Source organism: Agrococcus versicolor (genome assembly GCF_039531815.1).
Taxonomy (GTDB): domain Bacteria; phylum Actinomycetota; class Actinomycetes; order Actinomycetales; family Microbacteriaceae; genus Agrococcus; species Agrococcus versicolor.
This window is the reverse complement of sequence record NZ_BAAAQT010000006.1, coordinates 438,557-453,347: the sequence shown is the minus strand read 5'-3', so window position 1 is coordinate 453,347 and position 14,791 is coordinate 438,557. Positions and strand designations below refer to the sequence as shown.

Below are 14,791 nucleotides of genomic sequence, written 5' to 3'. Positions count from 1 at the left end.
CCTGGCGACGATCTCGACCCGGTCGTGGTCGACCGACAGGAAGCCGTCCTCGGCGTCGACGGCGATGACCGAGCCGTCGACGGGGGTGACGCGCACCTGGCCGGCGCCGAGCACCGCGAGCACGGGCTCATGCCCCGAGAGGATGCCGATCTCGCCCTCGACGGTGCGGGCGATGACCTGGCTCGCCTCGCCGGACCACACCTCGGCCTCGGCGGAGACGATGCTGACGGCGAGTGCCATCAGCCGTTCTCCTTCTGGATCTGCGCCCACTTCTCCTCGACGTCCGTGATGGGGCCGACGTTGAAGAACGCCTGCTCCGACACGTGGTCGAACTCGCCCTTGGCGATGGCGTCGAAGGACTCGATCGTGTCCTTCAGCGGCACCGTGGAGCCCTCGACGCCCGTGAACTTCTTCGCCATGTACGTGTTCTGCGAGAGGAACTGCTCGATGCGACGTGCACGCGACACGACGATCTTGTCCTCCTCGGAGAGCTCGTCGACGCCGAGGATCGCGATGATCTCCTGCAGCTCCTTGTTCTTCTGCAGGATCTGCTTGACCGTCGTCGCCACGCGGTAGTGGTCGTCGCCGATGTAGCGCGGGTCGAGGATGCGGCTCGTCGACGTGAGCGGGTCGACGGCCGGGTACAGGCCCTTCGACGCGATCGCGCGGCTCAGCTCCGTCGTCGCGTCGAGGTGCGCGAACGTCGTGGCCGGGGCCGGGTCGGTGTAGTCGTCGGCCGGCACGTAGATCGCCTGCAGCGAGGTGATCGAGTGGCCGCGCGTCGAGGTGATGCGCTCCTGGAGGAGACCCATCTCGTCGGCGAGGTTCGGCTGGTAGCCCACGGCGGAGGGCATGCGGCCCAGCAGCGTGGACACCTCGGAGCCGGCCTGCGTGAAGCGGAAGATGTTGTCGATGAAGAGCAGCACGTCCTGCTTCTGCACGTCGCGGAAGTACTCCGCCATCGTCAGCGCCGAGAGGGCCACGCGCAGACGCGTCCCCGGGGGCTCGTCCATCTGGCCGAAGACGAGGGCGGTCTTGTCGAAGACGCCCGCCTCCTCCATCTCGTGGATGAGGTCGTTGCCCTCGCGCGTGCGCTCGCCGACGCCGGCGAACACGGACACGCCACCGTGGTCCTGCGCGACGCGCTGGATCATCTCCTGGATGAGGACGGTCTTGCCGACGCCCGCACCGCCGAACAGGCCGATCTTGCCGCCCTGCACGTAGGGGGTGAGGAGGTCGATGACCTTGATGCCGGTCTCGAACAGCTGCGTCTTCGACTCGAGCTGGTCGAACGCGGGGGCCTTGCGGTGGATGGGCCACCGCTCGCTGACCTCGAGCGTCTCGCCGTCGGGCAGGTTGAGCGCCTCGCCGATGACGTTGAAGACCTTGCCCTTGGTGATGTCGCCGACGGGCACCGTGATCGGCTCGCCGGTGTCGCGCACCTCCTGGCCGCGGACGAGGCCGTCCGTCGGCTTGAGGGCGATGGCGCGCACGAGGTCGTCGCCGAGGTGCTGCGCGACCTCGAGCGTGATGGTCGTCGTCTCGGTGCCCTCGCCGAACGAGACGTCGGTCTTGAGCGCGCTGTAGATGCCGGGGATGGCGTCGTGGGGGAACTCGATGTCGACGACCGGGCCCGTGACGCGGGCGATGCGGCCGACGGCTGCCTGCGTGGCTGCTTCCGTGATGGTCATGCTCTCAGTTGCCTTTCGTGGCTTACTTCGCCGAGCCGAGGGCGTCCGCGCCGCCCACGATCTCGGAGATCTGCTGCGTGATCTCGGCCTGACGCGCGTTGTTGCGGAGGCGCGTGTAGTCGGTGATGAGCGTGTCCGCGTTGTCGGACGCCGACTTCATCGCCTTCTGCGTCGCTGCCTGCTTCGAGGCGGCGGACTGCAGGAGGGCGTTGAAGATGCGGCTCTCGACGTAGACGGGCAGGAGCGCGTCGAGCACGCGGCCCGGCTCGGGCTCGAACTCGTAGAGCGGCAGGTGCTCGCCGTCCGTCGCGTCCTCGGCTGCGTCGACGATCTCGAGGGGCAGCAGACGGACGGTCTGCGGCTCCTGCGTCATCATGCTGACGAAGCGGTTGTAGACGACGTGGATCTCGTCGACGCCACCGTCTGCCGAGCCCGTGACGTAGGACGCGATGACGGCGTCCGCGATCTCCTTGGCGAGGCTCGCCGAGGGCACGTCGGTGTCGCCCGTCCAGTCGCGCACCGCTGCACGGCGACGGAACTGGAAGTACTGCACCGCCTTGCGCCCGACGAGGTAGTGGTCGACCTCCTTGCCCTGGCCCTCGAGCTGCGCACGCAGCTCGCCGGCCTCGCGGAGGATCTGCGAGTTGAACGCACCGGCGAGGCCGCGGTCGCTCGTGAGGACCACGATCGCGCTGCGGCGGATCTCGTCGCGCTCGAGCGTGAGGTCGTGGACCTCGTTCGAGTGCGTCGCGACCGCGCTCACGGCACGCGTGATCGCGCGTGCGTACGGCGAGGAGGACTCGACCCGCGCCAGCGCCTTCTGGATGCGCGACGCGGCGATGAGCTCCATCGCCTTCGTGATCTTCTTGGTCGTCTGCGCAGACTTGATCTTCTGCGTGTAGACCCTGAGCTGGGCTCCCATGAGGCTTAGCGCTTGCCCTTCACGATCTGCGCCTGGTTGACGTCGTCGAGCGGCATCTCCTCAGGCGAGTCCGCGACGATCGAGTCCGACTCGTCGGCGACGAAGCCGGCGGCGAACGCGTCGACCTCGCTCTCGAGGGTCTGCAGCGTCGCGTCGTCGAGGACGTTGGTGTCGCGCAGCGTGTCGAGCACGGTCGAGTTGCGACGCAGGTGGTCGAGCAGCTCGGACTCGAAGCGCAGCACCTCGCTGACGGGGACCGAGTCCATCTTGCCGTTCGTGCCCGCCCAGATCGAGACGACCTGCTCCTCGACCGGGTAGGGCGAGTACTGCGGCTGCTTCAGCAGCTCGGTGAGGCGAGCGCCTCGCGCGAGCTGACGACGCGACGCGGCGTCGAGGTCGGACGCGAACATCGCAAAGGCCTCGAGCGAGCGGTACTGCGCGAGCTCGAGCTTCAGCGTGCCGGAGACCTTCTTGATCGACTTCACCTGCGCGTCGCCACCGACGCGCGACACCGAGATGCCCACGTCGACCGCGGGACGCTGGTTGGCGTTGAAGAGGTCGGACTGCAGGAAGATCTGGCCGTCGGTGATCGAGATCACGTTGGTCGGGATGTACGCCGAGACGTCGTTGGCCTTCGTCTCGATGATGGGCAGGCCCGTCATCGAGCCGGCGCCGAGGGCGTCGGAGAGCTTGGCGCAACGCTCGAGCAGACGGGAGTGCAGGTAGAACACGTCGCCCGGGTAGGCCTCGCGACCCGGCGGGCGGCGCAGCAGCAGCGACACGGCGCGGTAGGCCTCCGCCTGCTTCGACAGGTCGTCGAAGATGATCAGGACGTGCTTGCCCTCGTACATCCAGTGCTGGCCGATGGCCGAGCCCGTGTACGGCGCGAGGTACTTGAAGCCTGCGGGGTCGGATGCCGGAGCGGCGACGATCGTCGTGTACTCCATGGCGCCGGCGTCCTCGAGGGCGCCCTTGACCGATGCGATCGTCGAGCCCTTCTGGCCGACGGCGACGTAGATGCAGCGGACCTGCTTCGAGACGTCGCCCGACTCCCAGTTGGCCTTCTGGTTGATGATCGTGTCGATCGCGATGGCCGTCTTGCCGGTCTGGCGGTCGCCGATGATGAGCTGACGCTGGCCGCGGCCGACGGGGATCATGGCGTCGATCGCCTTGATGCCGGTCTGCATGGGCTCGTGGACCGACTTGCGGTCCATGACGCCCGCCGCCTGCAGCTCGAGCGCACGACGACCGGTCGAGGCGATGTCGCCCAGGCCGTCGATCGGGGCGCCCAGCGGGTCGACGACGCGACCGAGGTAGCCGTCGCCGATGGGGACCGAGAGGACCTCGCCGGTGCGGGTGACCTCGAGGCCCTCGACGATGCCGCCGAACTCGCCGAGCACGACGACGCCGATCTCGGTCTCGTCGAGGTTCTGCGCGAGGCCCAGCGTGCCGTCCGCGAAGCGGACGAGCTCGTTGGCCATGACGCCCGGGAGGCCCTCGACGTGCGCGATGCCGTCGGCGGCGTCCGTGACGCGACCGACCTCGCTCGTCGACGAGGCCTTGGCCTCGTACGAGGCCACGAAGTCGCTCAGCGCACCCTTGATTGCTTCGGGGCTGATGGTGATCTCTGCCATTGCTTCTCCTCGTGTGACCTAGGCCAGCCGGAGCCGGAGGTCGGTGAACTTCGAGCGGATCGTGCCGTCGATGACGTCGTCCGCGACCGCGACCCGGAGGCCGCCGATGATCTGGGGGTCGATGACCTGCTGGACCTGCAGGCGTCGTCCGTAGCGCTGCGCGAGCCCTGCCTCGAGCCTGCGCAGCTGGGCCTCGGGGAGGGCGACGGCCGTCGTGACCGTCGCGATGCCGGAGCCGGCCGCGTCGGCCACGATGTCGGCGGCCTGTCGCAGCAGCGCGCCGATGCGTCGGCCGCGCGGGCTGCGCACGAGGTGGTCGAGGATCACGAGCGTCGCGTCCGAGACCTTGCCGGCGAGCAGTCGCTCGACGACGACGGCCTTGTCGCCCGACTCGCCCAGCAGGCCGCCGAGCGCGAGCTCGAGGCCCGCGTCGTGCTCGACGATCTCGCCGAAGCCGTGGATCTCGCTCGCGACGTCGGCATCGGTGGCGCCGGCGGCGATGCGGATGCCCGCCTCCTCGAGGCCTGCGAGCAGGTCGCGGCCCGACGACCAGCGCTGGCTCGCCGCGACGACGAGCAGGCGCTGCGCCTCCGGGCCGAGCTGCGCGAAGACGCTGCGCAGCAGCGTCGCGCGGTCGTCGCCCGAGCCGTTGGGGTCGACGAGCGCCGCGAGCAGCTGCGGCGAGCGCTCGATGGCGCGCGCCGCCTGCAGCAGCTCGCGGGCGTCGGAGACGCCGACGCCCGACGACGCCTGCGCGGCGGCCGTCAGGGCGCCGAGCGCCTCACGCGTGGCAGACCTCACCGTCGACCAGCCTCCTCGGCCTCGAGGTCCGCGAGGAAGCGGTCCACGATGCCGGCGGCGCGCTGCTCGTCGAGCGTCTCGCCGACGACCTTCTCCGAGAGGTCGAGCGCGAGCACGCCGACCTCCTGGCGCAGCGACTGCACGGCGGCCTGGCGCTCGGCCTCGATCTGCGCACGTGCGGTGACGCCCACGCGGTCCGCCTCGTCCTGCGCCGACGCCTTGAGCTCGGCGAGGATCTGCGCGCCCTCGGCGCGTGCCTTCTCGCGGATCTGCGACGCCTCGGCGCGAGCCTCGGCGAGGATCGCCGCGTTCTCCTCGACGGACGCCTTGGCCTTGGCCTCGGCGGCCTCGGCGCGCTCGAGCGCGCCTTCGATCGCATCGCGACGCGCATCGAGGGCCGCGTTCAGCTTCGGGACGAGCCAGAAGAAGAACGCCAGGACGATCGCGAAGACGACCGCGCTCCAGACGATGTCGTAGATCGCGGGGATCAGCGGGTTCGGCGGACTGGCCTCACCGTGTTCATCCGCCATCACGACGGGGAATGCGAGCTGCATCCCGACTCCTTTACTCGAGTACCGCTAGGCGGTGGGCGATCAGGCCGGGGCGACGAACGGGATGAAGCCCGTTGCGATGGCGATGAACGCCAGTGCCTCGGTGAAGGCGATGCCGAGGAACATGAGGCCCGTCAGGCGGCCCTGGAGCTCGGGCTGGCGGGCGACCGACTCGATCGTCTTGCCGACGATGATGCCCACGCCGATGGCCGAGCCGATCGAGGCGAGGCCGAATGCGATCGGGGCGAGGTAGCCGACGATGTTCACGGGTGATTCCTTTCGTGGGGGTGTGCTGTACGACCTGGGGAGGTCGGACGGATCAGTGCTCGTCCGCCAGCGCGAGCTGGATGTAGACGGCAGCGAGGTAGGTGAAGACGTACGCCTGCAGGACCGCGACCAGGATCTCGAACAGCGTGAACGCGAGGCCGAAGGCCAGCGTGCCGATGCCGAGGAGTCCGAGCAGGTCGCCGTAGGCGAGGAGGGAGAAGAAGAAGAAGTGCGTCGCCGCGAAGCACAGCACCAGCAGCAGGTGGCCGGCGACCATGTTCATGAGGAGTCGCAGGGCGAGCGTCACCGGGCGCAGGATGAACGTCGAGAGGAACTCGATCGGCGTCACGATGATGTAGATCGGGATCGGCACGCCCGGCGGGAAGAGCGAGTTCTTGAGGAACGCGCCCGGGTGCTTCTTGAGCCCCGCGTAGATGAAGAGCACGAACGCCACGAGCGCGAGCACGAGCGGCATGCCGATCACGGAGGTGCCCGCGATGTTCAACCCAGGGACGATGCCCGTGATGTTCATCGCGAGGATGCCGAAGAACATGGCCATGAGCACCGGCATGAACCGGCGGCCGTCCTTCTCGCCGAGGGTGTCGACGATGACGTTCTGGCGGACGAATCCGAGCAGGAACTCGGCACCGGCCTGGAACCGCGTCGGCACGACGCGCATGTTGCGCACCGCGAGCCAGAGGATGAGCATCATGACCGCGACCGCGAGGAAGCGGATGAGCATGATGCGGTTGAGGCCGAAGATCGGCTCCTCCGCGCCGGACAGCCCCACGGCCGTCGGGTCCGTCAGGAGGAAGACCTCCGGGAAGAACTCGGTCAGGCTCGGGGGATGGAACGGCTCAGGCTCCGGAGCGGCGGCGGAAAGGGCCAGCAGGGGAAGCGCGCTCAGCGGTGTCTCCGTCGGTCACGGCGCAACACGGCGCCAAGGTCGTCGTCGTATGATCCGATCCCTGACCGGTCCCTCTGCGCTTCGCGACCTCGCGGGCGCAGAGCATGGGGGATCAACCTGGGGGATCGCTTGAAGCCTAGCAGAGGGTGCGGCTCAGCGTCGCGCGGGGCGCCCCTGGGTCTCCTCCTCGGCGGGCTCGTCGACCGTCGGCTGCTTGGAGCGGCCGATGACGAGCACGTCGACGACGAGGGATCCGAGGACCGCCGCGAGCATCGTGCCGAAGACGACCCCGCCCGAGAGCCAGGTCTGGTCGCGCAGCACCATGATGAGCACGAAGAAGACGAGGAACTTCAGGAGCATGCCGCCCAGCAGCACGCCGAAGAAGCCCGGGTGCAGCAGCTCGCCCTTCGAGACGGCGAAGCCGACGATGACGCTCACCGCCGTGAGGGAGCAGAAGGCGATGGCGATCGCGCAGCCGACGAGGGCGCTCACGACGCCCGTCCAGCCGGCGACGGCGAACCCTACGATCCCGCCGACGAGCGCGACGCCGAGGGCCAGCAGCCCGCCGTACGCGAGCACGCGGCGCATGACGTCCTGGATGGTCATCGTCGCTCCTCTGCATCGGTCAACTCCGGGGCACTCCTGCGAGCACGGCGCTCCGCGGCGCGCAGCCCCGCGAGGCGACGCGCGGAGTGCCAGACCCGCCGGCTCACCGGCAGCGCGGTCAGGATCGCGCACACCAGGAAGCCGATCCCGATGATACCGGCCGCGACCCACTCGTCGAGGACGAGGAAGAGGAGGCAGCCGACCGAGACGACGATCGTCCACGAGTAGAAGATCAGGACCGCGCCGAGGTGGGTGTGCCCCATGTCGAGCAGGCGGTGGTGCAGGTGCTTGCGGTCGGCGGCGAACGGGCTCTGGCCGTTGAGCAGCCTGCGCACGACCGCGAGCACGAAGTCGAGCAGTGGGAGCGCGAGGATCGCGAACGGCAGGAGCACGGGGATGAAGGCGGGCAGCAGCTGCGAGCGGCCGCCGACGACCGTGAGGTCGATCTGGCCCGTGACCGAGATGGCCGCCGTCGCGGTGAGCAGGCCGATCATGAGGGCGCCGGCGTCGCCCATGAACATCTTCGCCGGGTGCCAGTTGAGCGGCAGGAAGCCCACGCAGGCGCCGACGACGATGGCCGTGAGGATGCTCGCGAGCGAGAAGTACGTGTCGAGCTGGCCGAGCGAGCGCGTCATGAACGCGATGTAGACGAAGAAGGCGGCCGATCCGATGATCGTCGTGCCGGCGACGAGCGCGTCGAGGCCGTCGATGAAGTTCACGGCGTTCATGACGAGCACGATCGTGATGACGGTGAGCACGACCGACATCTGCGACGACCCCACGGCGATGCCGCCGAACGGGTTCGGGGTGCTCGTGATGCGCACGACGAAGAAGGCGATGACGCCCGCGGCGACGAGCTGCGCGCCGAGCTTCACCATCCAGTCGAGGTCGAGCAGGTCGTCGAGCACGCCGACCACGACGATGAAGCCCGTGGCGCCCAGCAGCGCGACGATCTTGAGCGGCATGTCGTAGGCCGCCTGGAACTGCGGCACGAACGATCCGGCGATCACGGCCGCGAGCACGCCCGCGAACATCGCGACGCCGCCGAGGCGAGGCGTCGGCGTCGCGTGGACGTCGCGCTCGCGCACGGGTGGGTGGATGCCGTGGGCGAGCGCGAACCGCAGCGTCCCGAGGCTCACGAGCCACGTGACGACCGCCGCGAGCAGCGCGACCCCGACGAAGAGGATCATGGCGCGAGCGCCTCGCCCACGACCTCCGCGATGCGCTCGCGCGCCAGCACGCCCTGGCGGACGATGCGGATGCGCTCGCCCGTCGCGTCGACGATCGTCGAGCCGTTCTGCGCGCGATCGCCCTCGGCGTGGGGCGCGTAGCCCTCCCCCACCTCGCCGGCGTCGAGCACGACGGCGACGCTGTCGGCCAGCGCCGCCGCGGGGCCTGCCGCCGTGGTCGAGGCGGGCTCGCCGTGCAGGTTGGCGCTCGAGACCGCGAGGGGGCCGGTCTCGGCGAGCAGCCCGAGCGCGACGTCGTTCGCGGGCATGCGCAGCGCGACGGTGCCGCGCGTCTCGCCGAGATCCCACGAGAGGCTCGGACGGGCGCGGACGATGATCGTGAGCGGACCGGGCCAGAAGGCCTCCGCGAGCGCCGTCACGTCGCTCGAGACCTCCTCGGCGAGCGCGGTGAGCGTCGCGAGGTCGGGCACGAGCACGGGCGGCGGCGACTGGCGCCCGCGACCCTTCGCCGCGAGGAGCGCCGTGACGGCGTCCGCGCTGAAGGCGTCGGCCGCGATGCCGTAGACCGTGTCGGTCGGCATGATCACGAGCCCGCCGGTCTGCAGCGCCTGCCGCGCGGCGCGCACGCCCGCGAGGAGCGTCACGGGCACGCTGCAGTCGAAGGTCTCGGGCACGCGTCCATCGTACGGTCGAGGCGCCGCACGCGCGGTCGACGCGTCAGCGCAGCGCGGTGGTGACGCGGTCGCGGCCCGTGAGGTCCGGGTGCGTCGCCGCGTGCGACCAGCCGGCGTCGCCCAGGACGTCGCGCACCGCGGCGCCCTGCTCCTCGCCGTGCTCGAGCGCGATCGCCCCGCCCGCCCGCACCATCCGCAGCCCGACGACGGCGAGCGCGCGCACGACGTCGAGCCCGTCGTCGCCGGAGTACAGCGCGAGCGCCGGGTCGTGCAGCCGGACCTCGGCGTCGCGCGGCACGGCGGCCGCCGGCACGTACGGCGGGTTCGCCACGAGCACGTCGACGGTGCCGACGAGCTCGGGCAGCAGCGACGCGAGCGAGCCGACGTCGCCCTCCACGACGCGGATGCCCGGTGCGAGCGCGGCGACGTTGCGGCGCGTCCACGCGAGGGCGTCGGGCGAGAGCTCGACCGCGTGGACCTCGGCGGCGGGTCGCTCGGTCGCGATCGCGACGGCGACGGCGCCCGAGCCCGAGCAGGCGTCGACGACGACGGGCGCGCGGCCCGCGCCGAGCGCCGCGGCGTCGGCGAGGCGCAGGGCGTGGTCGACGAGCACCTCGGTCTCGGGTCGCGGCACGAAGACGCCCGGACCCACCGCGAGGGTCACGTGCCGGAAGTGCGCCTCGCCCGTGAGGTGCTGCAGCGGCTCGCGGGCGCCGCGGCGGGCGACGAGCGCGCCGAGCGCGCGCGCCGCATCGTCGGTGAGGACGTCGCCGCGCGCCGCGCGCATGCGGAGGTCGCCGAGCGACGTGCCGAGCACGTGCGCGGCGAGGAGCTCGGCGTCCGGGCCGACGACGTCGACGCGGGCGAGGGCGTCGCGGGCAGCGACGAGGGTCGCTCGCAGATCTGGCACCCCGGCACCGTACCCTGCAGGGGCGCCCATCCGATCTCGCGCTGGGGTGCGAACGGATAGCATCATCACGCCTGCTTCTCACCCGTGAAAGGTCCACCTATGGCTCGCATCTACGACGACGTCACCGGGACGATCGGCGGCACGCCGCTCGTCCGCCTCCAGCGCGTCGACGACACCCACGCGACGATCCTCGCCAAGCTCGAGTTCTTCAACCCGGGCGCGAGCGTCAAGGACCGCATCGGCAAGGCGATCGTCGACGCCGCCGAGGCATCGGGCGAGCTGCAGCCCGGCGGCACGATCGTCGAGGGCACGAGCGGCAACACCGGCATCGCGCTCGCGCTCGTCGGCGCCGCCCGCGGCTACCGCGTCATCCTGTCGATGCCCGAGACGATGTCGGTCGAGCGCCGCGCCGTGCTCAAGGGCCTCGGTGCCGAGCTCGTGCTCACCCCTGGCTCCGAGGGCATGCGCGGCGCCGTCGAGCGCGCCGCCCAGATCGTCGAGGAGACGCCCGGCGCCGTCCTTGCCCGCCAGTTCGACAACCCCGCGAACCCCCAGGTGCACCGCGACACGACGGCCGAGGAGATCTGGGCCGACACCGACGGCGAGGTCGACATCTTCGTCGCCGGCATCGGCACGGGCGGCACCATCACGGGCGCCGGCGGTCGGCTCAAGGAGCTGAAGCCCGGCGTGCAGGTCGTCGCCGTCGAGCCCATCGACTCCCCCCTCCTCACGCAGGGCACCGCGGGTCCGCACAAGATCCAGGGCATCGGCGCGAACTTCGTGCCCTCGATCCTCGACCGCGAGGTCTACGACGAGGTCGTCGACGTCGCGCTCGACGACGCCGTGCGCGTCGCGCGCGAGCTCTCGGCGAGGGAGGGCATCTTCTCGGGCATCTCCTCCGGCGCGATCATCTGGGCCGCGCTCGAGGTCGCCCGTCGCCCCGAGAACGCGGGCAAGACGATCGTCGCCATCATCTGCGACACGGGCGAGCGCTACCTCTCGAACCCGATCTACGCCGACCTCGTCTGACGCCTCGGTGCTGGGGATCCGCGAGGACGTCCGGAACGCGCGACTGCGCGATCCGGCGGCTCGCGGCGCCCTCGAGGTGGGGCTGACGTACTCGACGCTCCACGCCGTGTGGGCCCACCGGTGGCACCACTGGCTCTGGCGGCACGGGCTGCGACTCGCAGCCCGTGCCGGCAGCCAGTGGATGCGCTTCCTCACGGGCGTCGAGATCCATCCCGGCGCGACGATCGGCAGGCGGCTGCTCATCGACCACGGCATGGGCGTCGTCATCGGCGAGACGGCCGTCGTCGGCGACGACTGCCTCGTCTACCACCAGGTGACGCTCGGCGGCACGGGCCCGGGCGTCGGCCGCAGGCACCCGATGCTCGGCGACCGTGTCGTCGTGGGCGCGGGCGCCAAGGTCCTCGGACCCATCACGCTCGGCGACGACGTCAAGGTCGGCGCGAACGCCGTCGTCGTGCGCGACGCGCGCGACGGCGTGACGCTCGTGGGCGTGCCCGCCTCCGTCGCCCGATCCGGCTCGATCGAGTATCAGATCTGACGCGTCAGCCCGTCGCGACGATGCGCGCGCGCTCGTCGGGATGCGGCGGCTCGACCGTCGCGACGTACGCCTCGAGCGCCGCTCGGTCGAGCGTGAACGCGTTCGGATCCTCGAGCCCCTCGCGCGCCCTGACGCGCTCCCACAGCACGTCGACCGGGGCGGTGAGCACGACGAGCTCGACGCTCGCGCCCGCCGCCTCCGCGGCACGACGCCACGCGTCGCGCACCGCGCGCGTCGTGAGCGACATGTCGACGACGACCGGCCTGCCCACGGCGATCGCCTCGACCATCCGCGCCTGCAGCGCTCGCTCGAGCGCCGCGACGACCTCGACGGGCGGGAAGGCGCCGCGGTACCCCGCCTCCCACTGCGCCTCGTCCATCGACAGGCGCAGCGCCCCGGCCGCCTCGAGCGCGCGCGCCGTCGTCGTCTTGCCCACGGCGACCGGGCCGCTCAGGATCGTGACGACGGGCATGCGCGAAGCCTAGGCGGCACGCCATGCTGAGAGCATGCGCATCGTCCTCGACCTCATCCTCGACTGCGACGTCGAGCACGCCTGGTCCCTGCTGCACTCCCCCGCCGCCATGCGCTTCGCGATGTCGCCCGTGCTCGAGCCGACGCCCGTCGACGGTGCGTGGCCCGAGCGCTGGCCGGCCGCGACGCCCGTGGCGCTGTCGACGCGCATGGCCGGGGTGCCGTCGGGGCGCATGACCGTCGAGCTGCACGACGAGCTGCGCGGCGACGTGCGCATCGTCCACGACCGCGGCGGTCCCGTCTCCGGCCCGCTCGCCGCGCTCTCGTCGTGGCGGCACCGCATGGCCGTCTCGCCGCTGCCCGACGGCCGCACGCGCTTCCGCGACCGCCTCGACGTCCGCGGCGTCGCCGCACCCGCCGTCTGGCCGACGCTCTGGGCGCTCTGGCAGTGGCGCGGCCATCGCCTGCAGGTGCTCGCCCGGCGCGCCTAGCCGAGCCGGGGCGGGCGCGACGTCCGCGGCAGGCGCCGAGCGGTCAGAACGGCGGCCATGGCACCGCAGGCAGGCCCGCGGCCGGCTCGGGGAAGGTGCCGCGGGCGAGCAGCGCGTCGCAGCGCATCGCGAGCGCGTCGACCTCGCTCGGGTCGAGGAGCGCGTGCAGCACCGTCGCGAGGTCGCCATCGAGCGCGGCGCGGATGCGGGCGACGCCTGCGACCTCCTCGGCGTCGAGCCGCCGGCCCATCCATCCCCACAGCACCGTCCGCAGCTTGTGGTCGACGTGCATCGTGAGGCCGTGGTCGATGCCGTGGCGGTGGCCGTCGGCGCGCTCGAGCACGTGCCCGCCCTTGCGGTCGGCGTTGTTCGTCACGAGGTCGAGCACCGCGACGCGGCGCAGCGCGGCGGTGTCCTCGTGCACGAGCGACACCGGCAGGTCGTCGGCCCCGACGCCGTCGAGCACGTGCAGCATGTCGTCCGGCACGCGGTCCGCCGCGACGAGGGCGACGGCCTCCTGCTCGAGGTCCGTCTCGACCCAGCGCTGCAGCATCCCGACGCCGTACGGGCCGTCGACGAGCCGCGTGTGCGGCACGACGTCCCAGCCGCTCGCCTCCGACACCGCGTACGTCGCGACCTCGCGACTCGCGAGCGTGCCGTCCGGGAAGTCGCGCAGCGGACGCTCGCCGAGGACGGGCTTGTACACGACCTCGACGCCGTCGAGCTCGCCGACGAGCACGGCGTTCGACGCCGAGACGATGCGGCCGGTGAGGACGAGCCGATCGCCGACGGCCTCGGGATCGGCGATCACGGCAGGTCGTCGGGCAGCCCGCACACGTGCGGGCGGTCCGGGTGCGTCGGCTCGCCGCACAGCGGGCACAGCGGCCGACCGGCTGCGACGATGCCGCGCGTGCGGAGCGCGAACGCCCTCGCCGACCCGACCGGGATGCGGACGACGAGCAGCTCGTCGGGCTCGGTCGGCTCGTCGAGCGGGTCGTCCTCGTCGGCCTCCGTCGCGAGCGGGAGCGCCTCGATGACGATCTGCGCCGTCGAGGGATCCCAGCCGAGCGTCATCCTGCCCACGCGGAACCGCTCGACCACGGGCGCGTCGAGCGGATCGTCGTCGAGCAGCTCGTCCGGCGTGCCCTCGGGCACGTGGAACGGGTTGCCCGACTGCGTGCGCAGCTCGTCGAGGATGTGGTCGATCCCCGCCGCGAGCTGGGCCGACTGCTGCTTCTCGAGCGCGACGCTCACGACGTCGCCGCCGCTGCGCGCCTGCAGGTAGAACGTGCGAGCGCCGGGCTCGCCGACGGTGCCGACGACGAATCGGTCTGGCCAGTCGAATCCGTGGACCACCGGGGACATGCCCTCCATGCTACGAGCGCCCTCCGTGCGGTCCTGCACCGCCGCCGACGACGGCATCGCCTGAGCCGACGCCGTCCGCGTCCTCGGTGCGCGGGCGCAGCCACGCGAGGTCGCCTGCGAGCGTGTTGCAGCCGAGGACCTGGGGGCGGCTCGTGCCGTACCGCACGATCGAGACCGAGGCAGGGTCGACGTGGAGGCGCTGGAAGAGGTCGAGGTGCATGCCGAGCGCATCGGCGAGGATCGCCTTGAGCACGTCGCCGTGGCTCACCGCGGCCCAGACGGCGTCCGGTCCATGCTCGGCGAGCACGTCGGCGTCGATGCGGCGCACGGCCTCGACGGCGCGGGCGTGCATCGCGAGCATCGACTCCCCCGCGGGGAACGTCGCCGAGGAGGGCGTCGCCTGGACGACGCGCCACAGGTCCTCGCGCGCGAGCTCGGCGAGCGGGCGTCCCTGCCAGTCGCCGTAGTCGCACTCGCTGAGGCCGGGCTCGAGGGTCGCGGGCGGCGAGGCCTCCTGCCGGGCACGGATGGCGTCGGCCGTCTCGAGGCAGCGCTCGAGCGGGCTGCTGACGACGCGCGCGAGCGGGACGGCCGCGATGCGGGCTGCGGCGTCGGCGGCCTGCTGGAGGCCGACGTCGTCGAGGCGCACGCCCGGGGTGCGGCCGGCGAGGATGCCCGACGCGTTCGCGGTGGTGCGGCCGTGGCGGACGAGCAGCACGGTGGGCATGCGTCGAGCCTACGCTC

At 71.7% G+C, this 14,791-nt stretch carries 19 protein-coding genes; 3 read left to right on the top strand and 16 right to left on the bottom strand.

Going from position 1 to position 14,791, the window contains the following annotated elements:
• The 12 genes from ABD249_RS10530 to prmC all read right to left on the bottom strand — a co-directional run.
• The coding region (locus ABD249_RS10530; protein ID WP_344343297.1) for a F0F1 ATP synthase subunit epsilon at positions 1-240 on the bottom strand (240 nt) is incomplete at its 3' end.
• On the bottom strand, positions 240-1,691 hold the full coding sequence (gene atpD, locus ABD249_RS10525; RefSeq protein WP_344343295.1) for a F0F1 ATP synthase subunit beta: 1,452 nt from the start codon (positions 1,689-1,691) through the stop codon (positions 240-242). The genes ABD249_RS10530 and atpD, both read right to left, overlap by 1 nt.
• A gap of 22 nt (positions 1,692-1,713) precedes the next feature.
• Complete coding sequence (locus ABD249_RS10520) at positions 1,714-2,613, bottom strand: F0F1 ATP synthase subunit gamma (RefSeq protein WP_344343293.1); 900 nt, start codon at positions 2,611-2,613, stop codon at positions 1,714-1,716.
• A gap of 5 nt (positions 2,614-2,618) precedes the next feature.
• On the bottom strand, positions 2,619-4,247 hold the full coding sequence (gene atpA, locus ABD249_RS10515) for a F0F1 ATP synthase subunit alpha (protein WP_344343291.1): 1,629 nt from the start codon (positions 4,245-4,247) through the stop codon (positions 2,619-2,621).
• A gap of 18 nt (positions 4,248-4,265) precedes the next feature.
• On the bottom strand, positions 4,266-5,048 hold the full coding sequence (locus tag ABD249_RS10510; protein WP_344343289.1) for a F0F1 ATP synthase subunit delta: 783 nt from the start codon (positions 5,046-5,048) through the stop codon (positions 4,266-4,268).
• The gene (locus ABD249_RS10505; protein WP_344343287.1) at positions 5,045-5,602 is read right to left on the bottom strand and encodes a F0F1 ATP synthase subunit B; all 558 of its coding nucleotides are present in this window, start codon (positions 5,600-5,602) and stop codon (positions 5,045-5,047) included. Before ABD249_RS10505 ends, ABD249_RS10510 begins: the two co-directional genes overlap by 4 nt.
• Positions 5,603-5,641: 39 nt before the next feature.
• Positions 5,642-5,866 (bottom strand): ATP synthase F0 subunit C, encoded by a 225-nt coding sequence (gene atpE / locus ABD249_RS10500; protein WP_344343285.1) that lies wholly within the window; start codon positions 5,864-5,866, stop codon positions 5,642-5,644.
• Positions 5,867-5,918: 52 nt separating this feature from the next.
• On the bottom strand, positions 5,919-6,656 hold the full coding sequence (gene atpB, locus ABD249_RS10495; RefSeq protein WP_344343283.1) for a F0F1 ATP synthase subunit A: 738 nt from the start codon (positions 6,654-6,656) through the stop codon (positions 5,919-5,921).
• A gap of 270 nt (positions 6,657-6,926) precedes the next feature.
• A complete protein-coding gene (locus ABD249_RS10490) occupies positions 6,927-7,379 on the bottom strand; it encodes a Cg1360 family ATP-synthase-associated protein (protein WP_344343281.1) in 453 nt (150 codons plus the stop codon).
• Positions 7,376-8,569: an MraY family glycosyltransferase gene (locus tag ABD249_RS10485; protein WP_344343279.1), complete on the bottom strand. Its 1,194-nt coding sequence runs from the start codon at positions 8,567-8,569 to the stop codon at positions 7,376-7,378. The genes ABD249_RS10490 and ABD249_RS10485 overlap by 4 nt, the downstream gene beginning before the upstream one ends.
• Positions 8,566-9,243, bottom strand: coding sequence for an L-threonylcarbamoyladenylate synthase (locus ABD249_RS10480; protein ID WP_344343277.1), 678 nt, complete (start codon positions 9,241-9,243; stop codon positions 8,566-8,568). The genes ABD249_RS10485 and ABD249_RS10480 overlap by 4 nt, the downstream gene beginning before the upstream one ends.
• Positions 9,244-9,286: 43 nt before the next feature.
• Positions 9,287-10,183: a peptide chain release factor N(5)-glutamine methyltransferase gene (gene prmC / locus ABD249_RS10475; RefSeq protein ID WP_425546319.1), complete on the bottom strand. Its 897-nt coding sequence runs from the start codon at positions 10,181-10,183 to the stop codon at positions 9,287-9,289.
• A gap of 69 nt (positions 10,184-10,252) precedes the next feature.
• Here prmC and cysK point away from each other — a divergent pair, with 69 nt between their 5' ends.
• Both cysK and cysE read left to right on the top strand, forming a co-directional pair.
• Positions 10,253-11,182 (top strand): cysteine synthase A, encoded by a 930-nt coding sequence (cysK, locus tag ABD249_RS10470; RefSeq protein ID WP_344343273.1) that lies wholly within the window; start codon positions 10,253-10,255, stop codon positions 11,180-11,182.
• 7 nt (positions 11,183-11,189) lie between these two features.
• Positions 11,190-11,720, top strand: a complete 531-nt coding sequence (cysE, locus tag ABD249_RS10465; RefSeq protein WP_344343271.1) for a serine O-acetyltransferase — start codon at positions 11,190-11,192, stop codon at positions 11,718-11,720.
• A gap of 4 nt (positions 11,721-11,724) precedes the next feature.
• Here the strand turns inward: cysE and ABD249_RS10460 are convergent, their stop codons facing one another.
• The gene (locus ABD249_RS10460; protein ID WP_344343269.1) at positions 11,725-12,192 is read right to left on the bottom strand and encodes a P-loop nucleotide/nucleoside kinase family protein; all 468 of its coding nucleotides are present in this window, start codon (positions 12,190-12,192) and stop codon (positions 11,725-11,727) included.
• A 34-nt stretch (positions 12,193-12,226) separates the two neighbouring features.
• Between ABD249_RS10460 and ABD249_RS10455 the strand changes: the two genes are divergently transcribed.
• Positions 12,227-12,682 carry an SRPBCC family protein gene (locus ABD249_RS10455; protein WP_344343267.1) on the top strand — a complete coding sequence of 152 codons (456 nt, stop codon included), beginning with the start codon at positions 12,227-12,229 and terminating at the stop codon, positions 12,680-12,682.
• A 43-nt stretch (positions 12,683-12,725) separates the two neighbouring features.
• Here the strand turns inward: ABD249_RS10455 and ABD249_RS10450 are convergent, their stop codons facing one another.
• Genes ABD249_RS10450 through ABD249_RS10440 form a run of 3 tightly spaced genes read right to left on the bottom strand, consistent with a single transcriptional unit; the run spans position 12,726 to position 14,774 of the window.
• Positions 12,726-13,493: an SCO1664 family protein gene (locus ABD249_RS10450; RefSeq protein WP_425546318.1), complete on the bottom strand. Its 768-nt coding sequence runs from the start codon at positions 13,491-13,493 to the stop codon at positions 12,726-12,728.
• Positions 13,490-14,047: a DUF3090 domain-containing protein gene (locus tag ABD249_RS10445; protein WP_344343265.1), complete on the bottom strand. Its 558-nt coding sequence runs from the start codon at positions 14,045-14,047 to the stop codon at positions 13,490-13,492. Before ABD249_RS10445 ends, ABD249_RS10450 begins: the two co-directional genes overlap by 4 nt.
• Positions 14,048-14,057: 10 nt before the next feature.
• On the bottom strand, positions 14,058-14,774 hold the full coding sequence (locus tag ABD249_RS10440; RefSeq protein WP_344343263.1) for an MSMEG_4193 family putative phosphomutase: 717 nt from the start codon (positions 14,772-14,774) through the stop codon (positions 14,058-14,060).
• Between the last annotated feature and the right edge of the window lie 17 nt (positions 14,775-14,791).

Excerpts from the sequence above, each read along its gene's own strand:
- ABD249_RS10490 (WP_344343281.1), bottom strand. The coding sequence starts at position 7,379 with ATGACCATCCAGGACGTCATGCGCCGCGTGCTCGCGTACGGCGGGCTG.
- cysK (WP_344343273.1), top strand. The coding sequence starts at position 10,253 with ATGGCTCGCATCTACGACGACGTCACCGGGACGATCGGCGGCACGCCG.
- prmC (WP_425546319.1), bottom strand. The coding sequence starts at position 10,183 with ATGGGCGCCCCTGCAGGGTACGGTGCCGGGGTGCCAGATCTGCGAGCG.
- ABD249_RS10460 (WP_344343269.1), bottom strand. The coding sequence starts at position 12,192 with ATGCCCGTCGTCACGATCCTGAGCGGCCCGGTCGCCGTGGGCAAGACG.
- ABD249_RS10520 (WP_344343293.1), bottom strand. The coding sequence starts at position 2,613 with ATGGGAGCCCAGCTCAGGGTCTACACGCAGAAGATCAAGTCTGCGCAG.
- ABD249_RS10455 (WP_344343267.1), top strand. The coding sequence starts at position 12,227 with ATGCGCATCGTCCTCGACCTCATCCTCGACTGCGACGTCGAGCACGCC.
- atpA (WP_344343291.1), bottom strand. The coding sequence starts at position 4,247 with ATGGCAGAGATCACCATCAGCCCCGAAGCAATCAAGGGTGCGCTGAGC.
- ABD249_RS10440 (WP_344343263.1), bottom strand. The coding sequence starts at position 14,774 with ATGCCCACCGTGCTGCTCGTCCGCCACGGCCGCACCACCGCGAACGCG.
- ABD249_RS10445 (WP_344343265.1), bottom strand. The coding sequence starts at position 14,047 with ATGTCCCCGGTGGTCCACGGATTCGACTGGCCAGACCGATTCGTCGTC.
- ABD249_RS10505 (WP_344343287.1), bottom strand. The coding sequence starts at position 5,602 with ATGCAGCTCGCATTCCCCGTCGTGATGGCGGATGAACACGGTGAGGCC.
- atpD (WP_344343295.1), bottom strand. The coding sequence starts at position 1,691 with ATGACCATCACGGAAGCAGCCACGCAGGCAGCCGTCGGCCGCATCGCC.
- ABD249_RS10485 (WP_344343279.1), bottom strand. The coding sequence starts at position 8,569 with ATGATCCTCTTCGTCGGGGTCGCGCTGCTCGCGGCGGTCGTCACGTGG.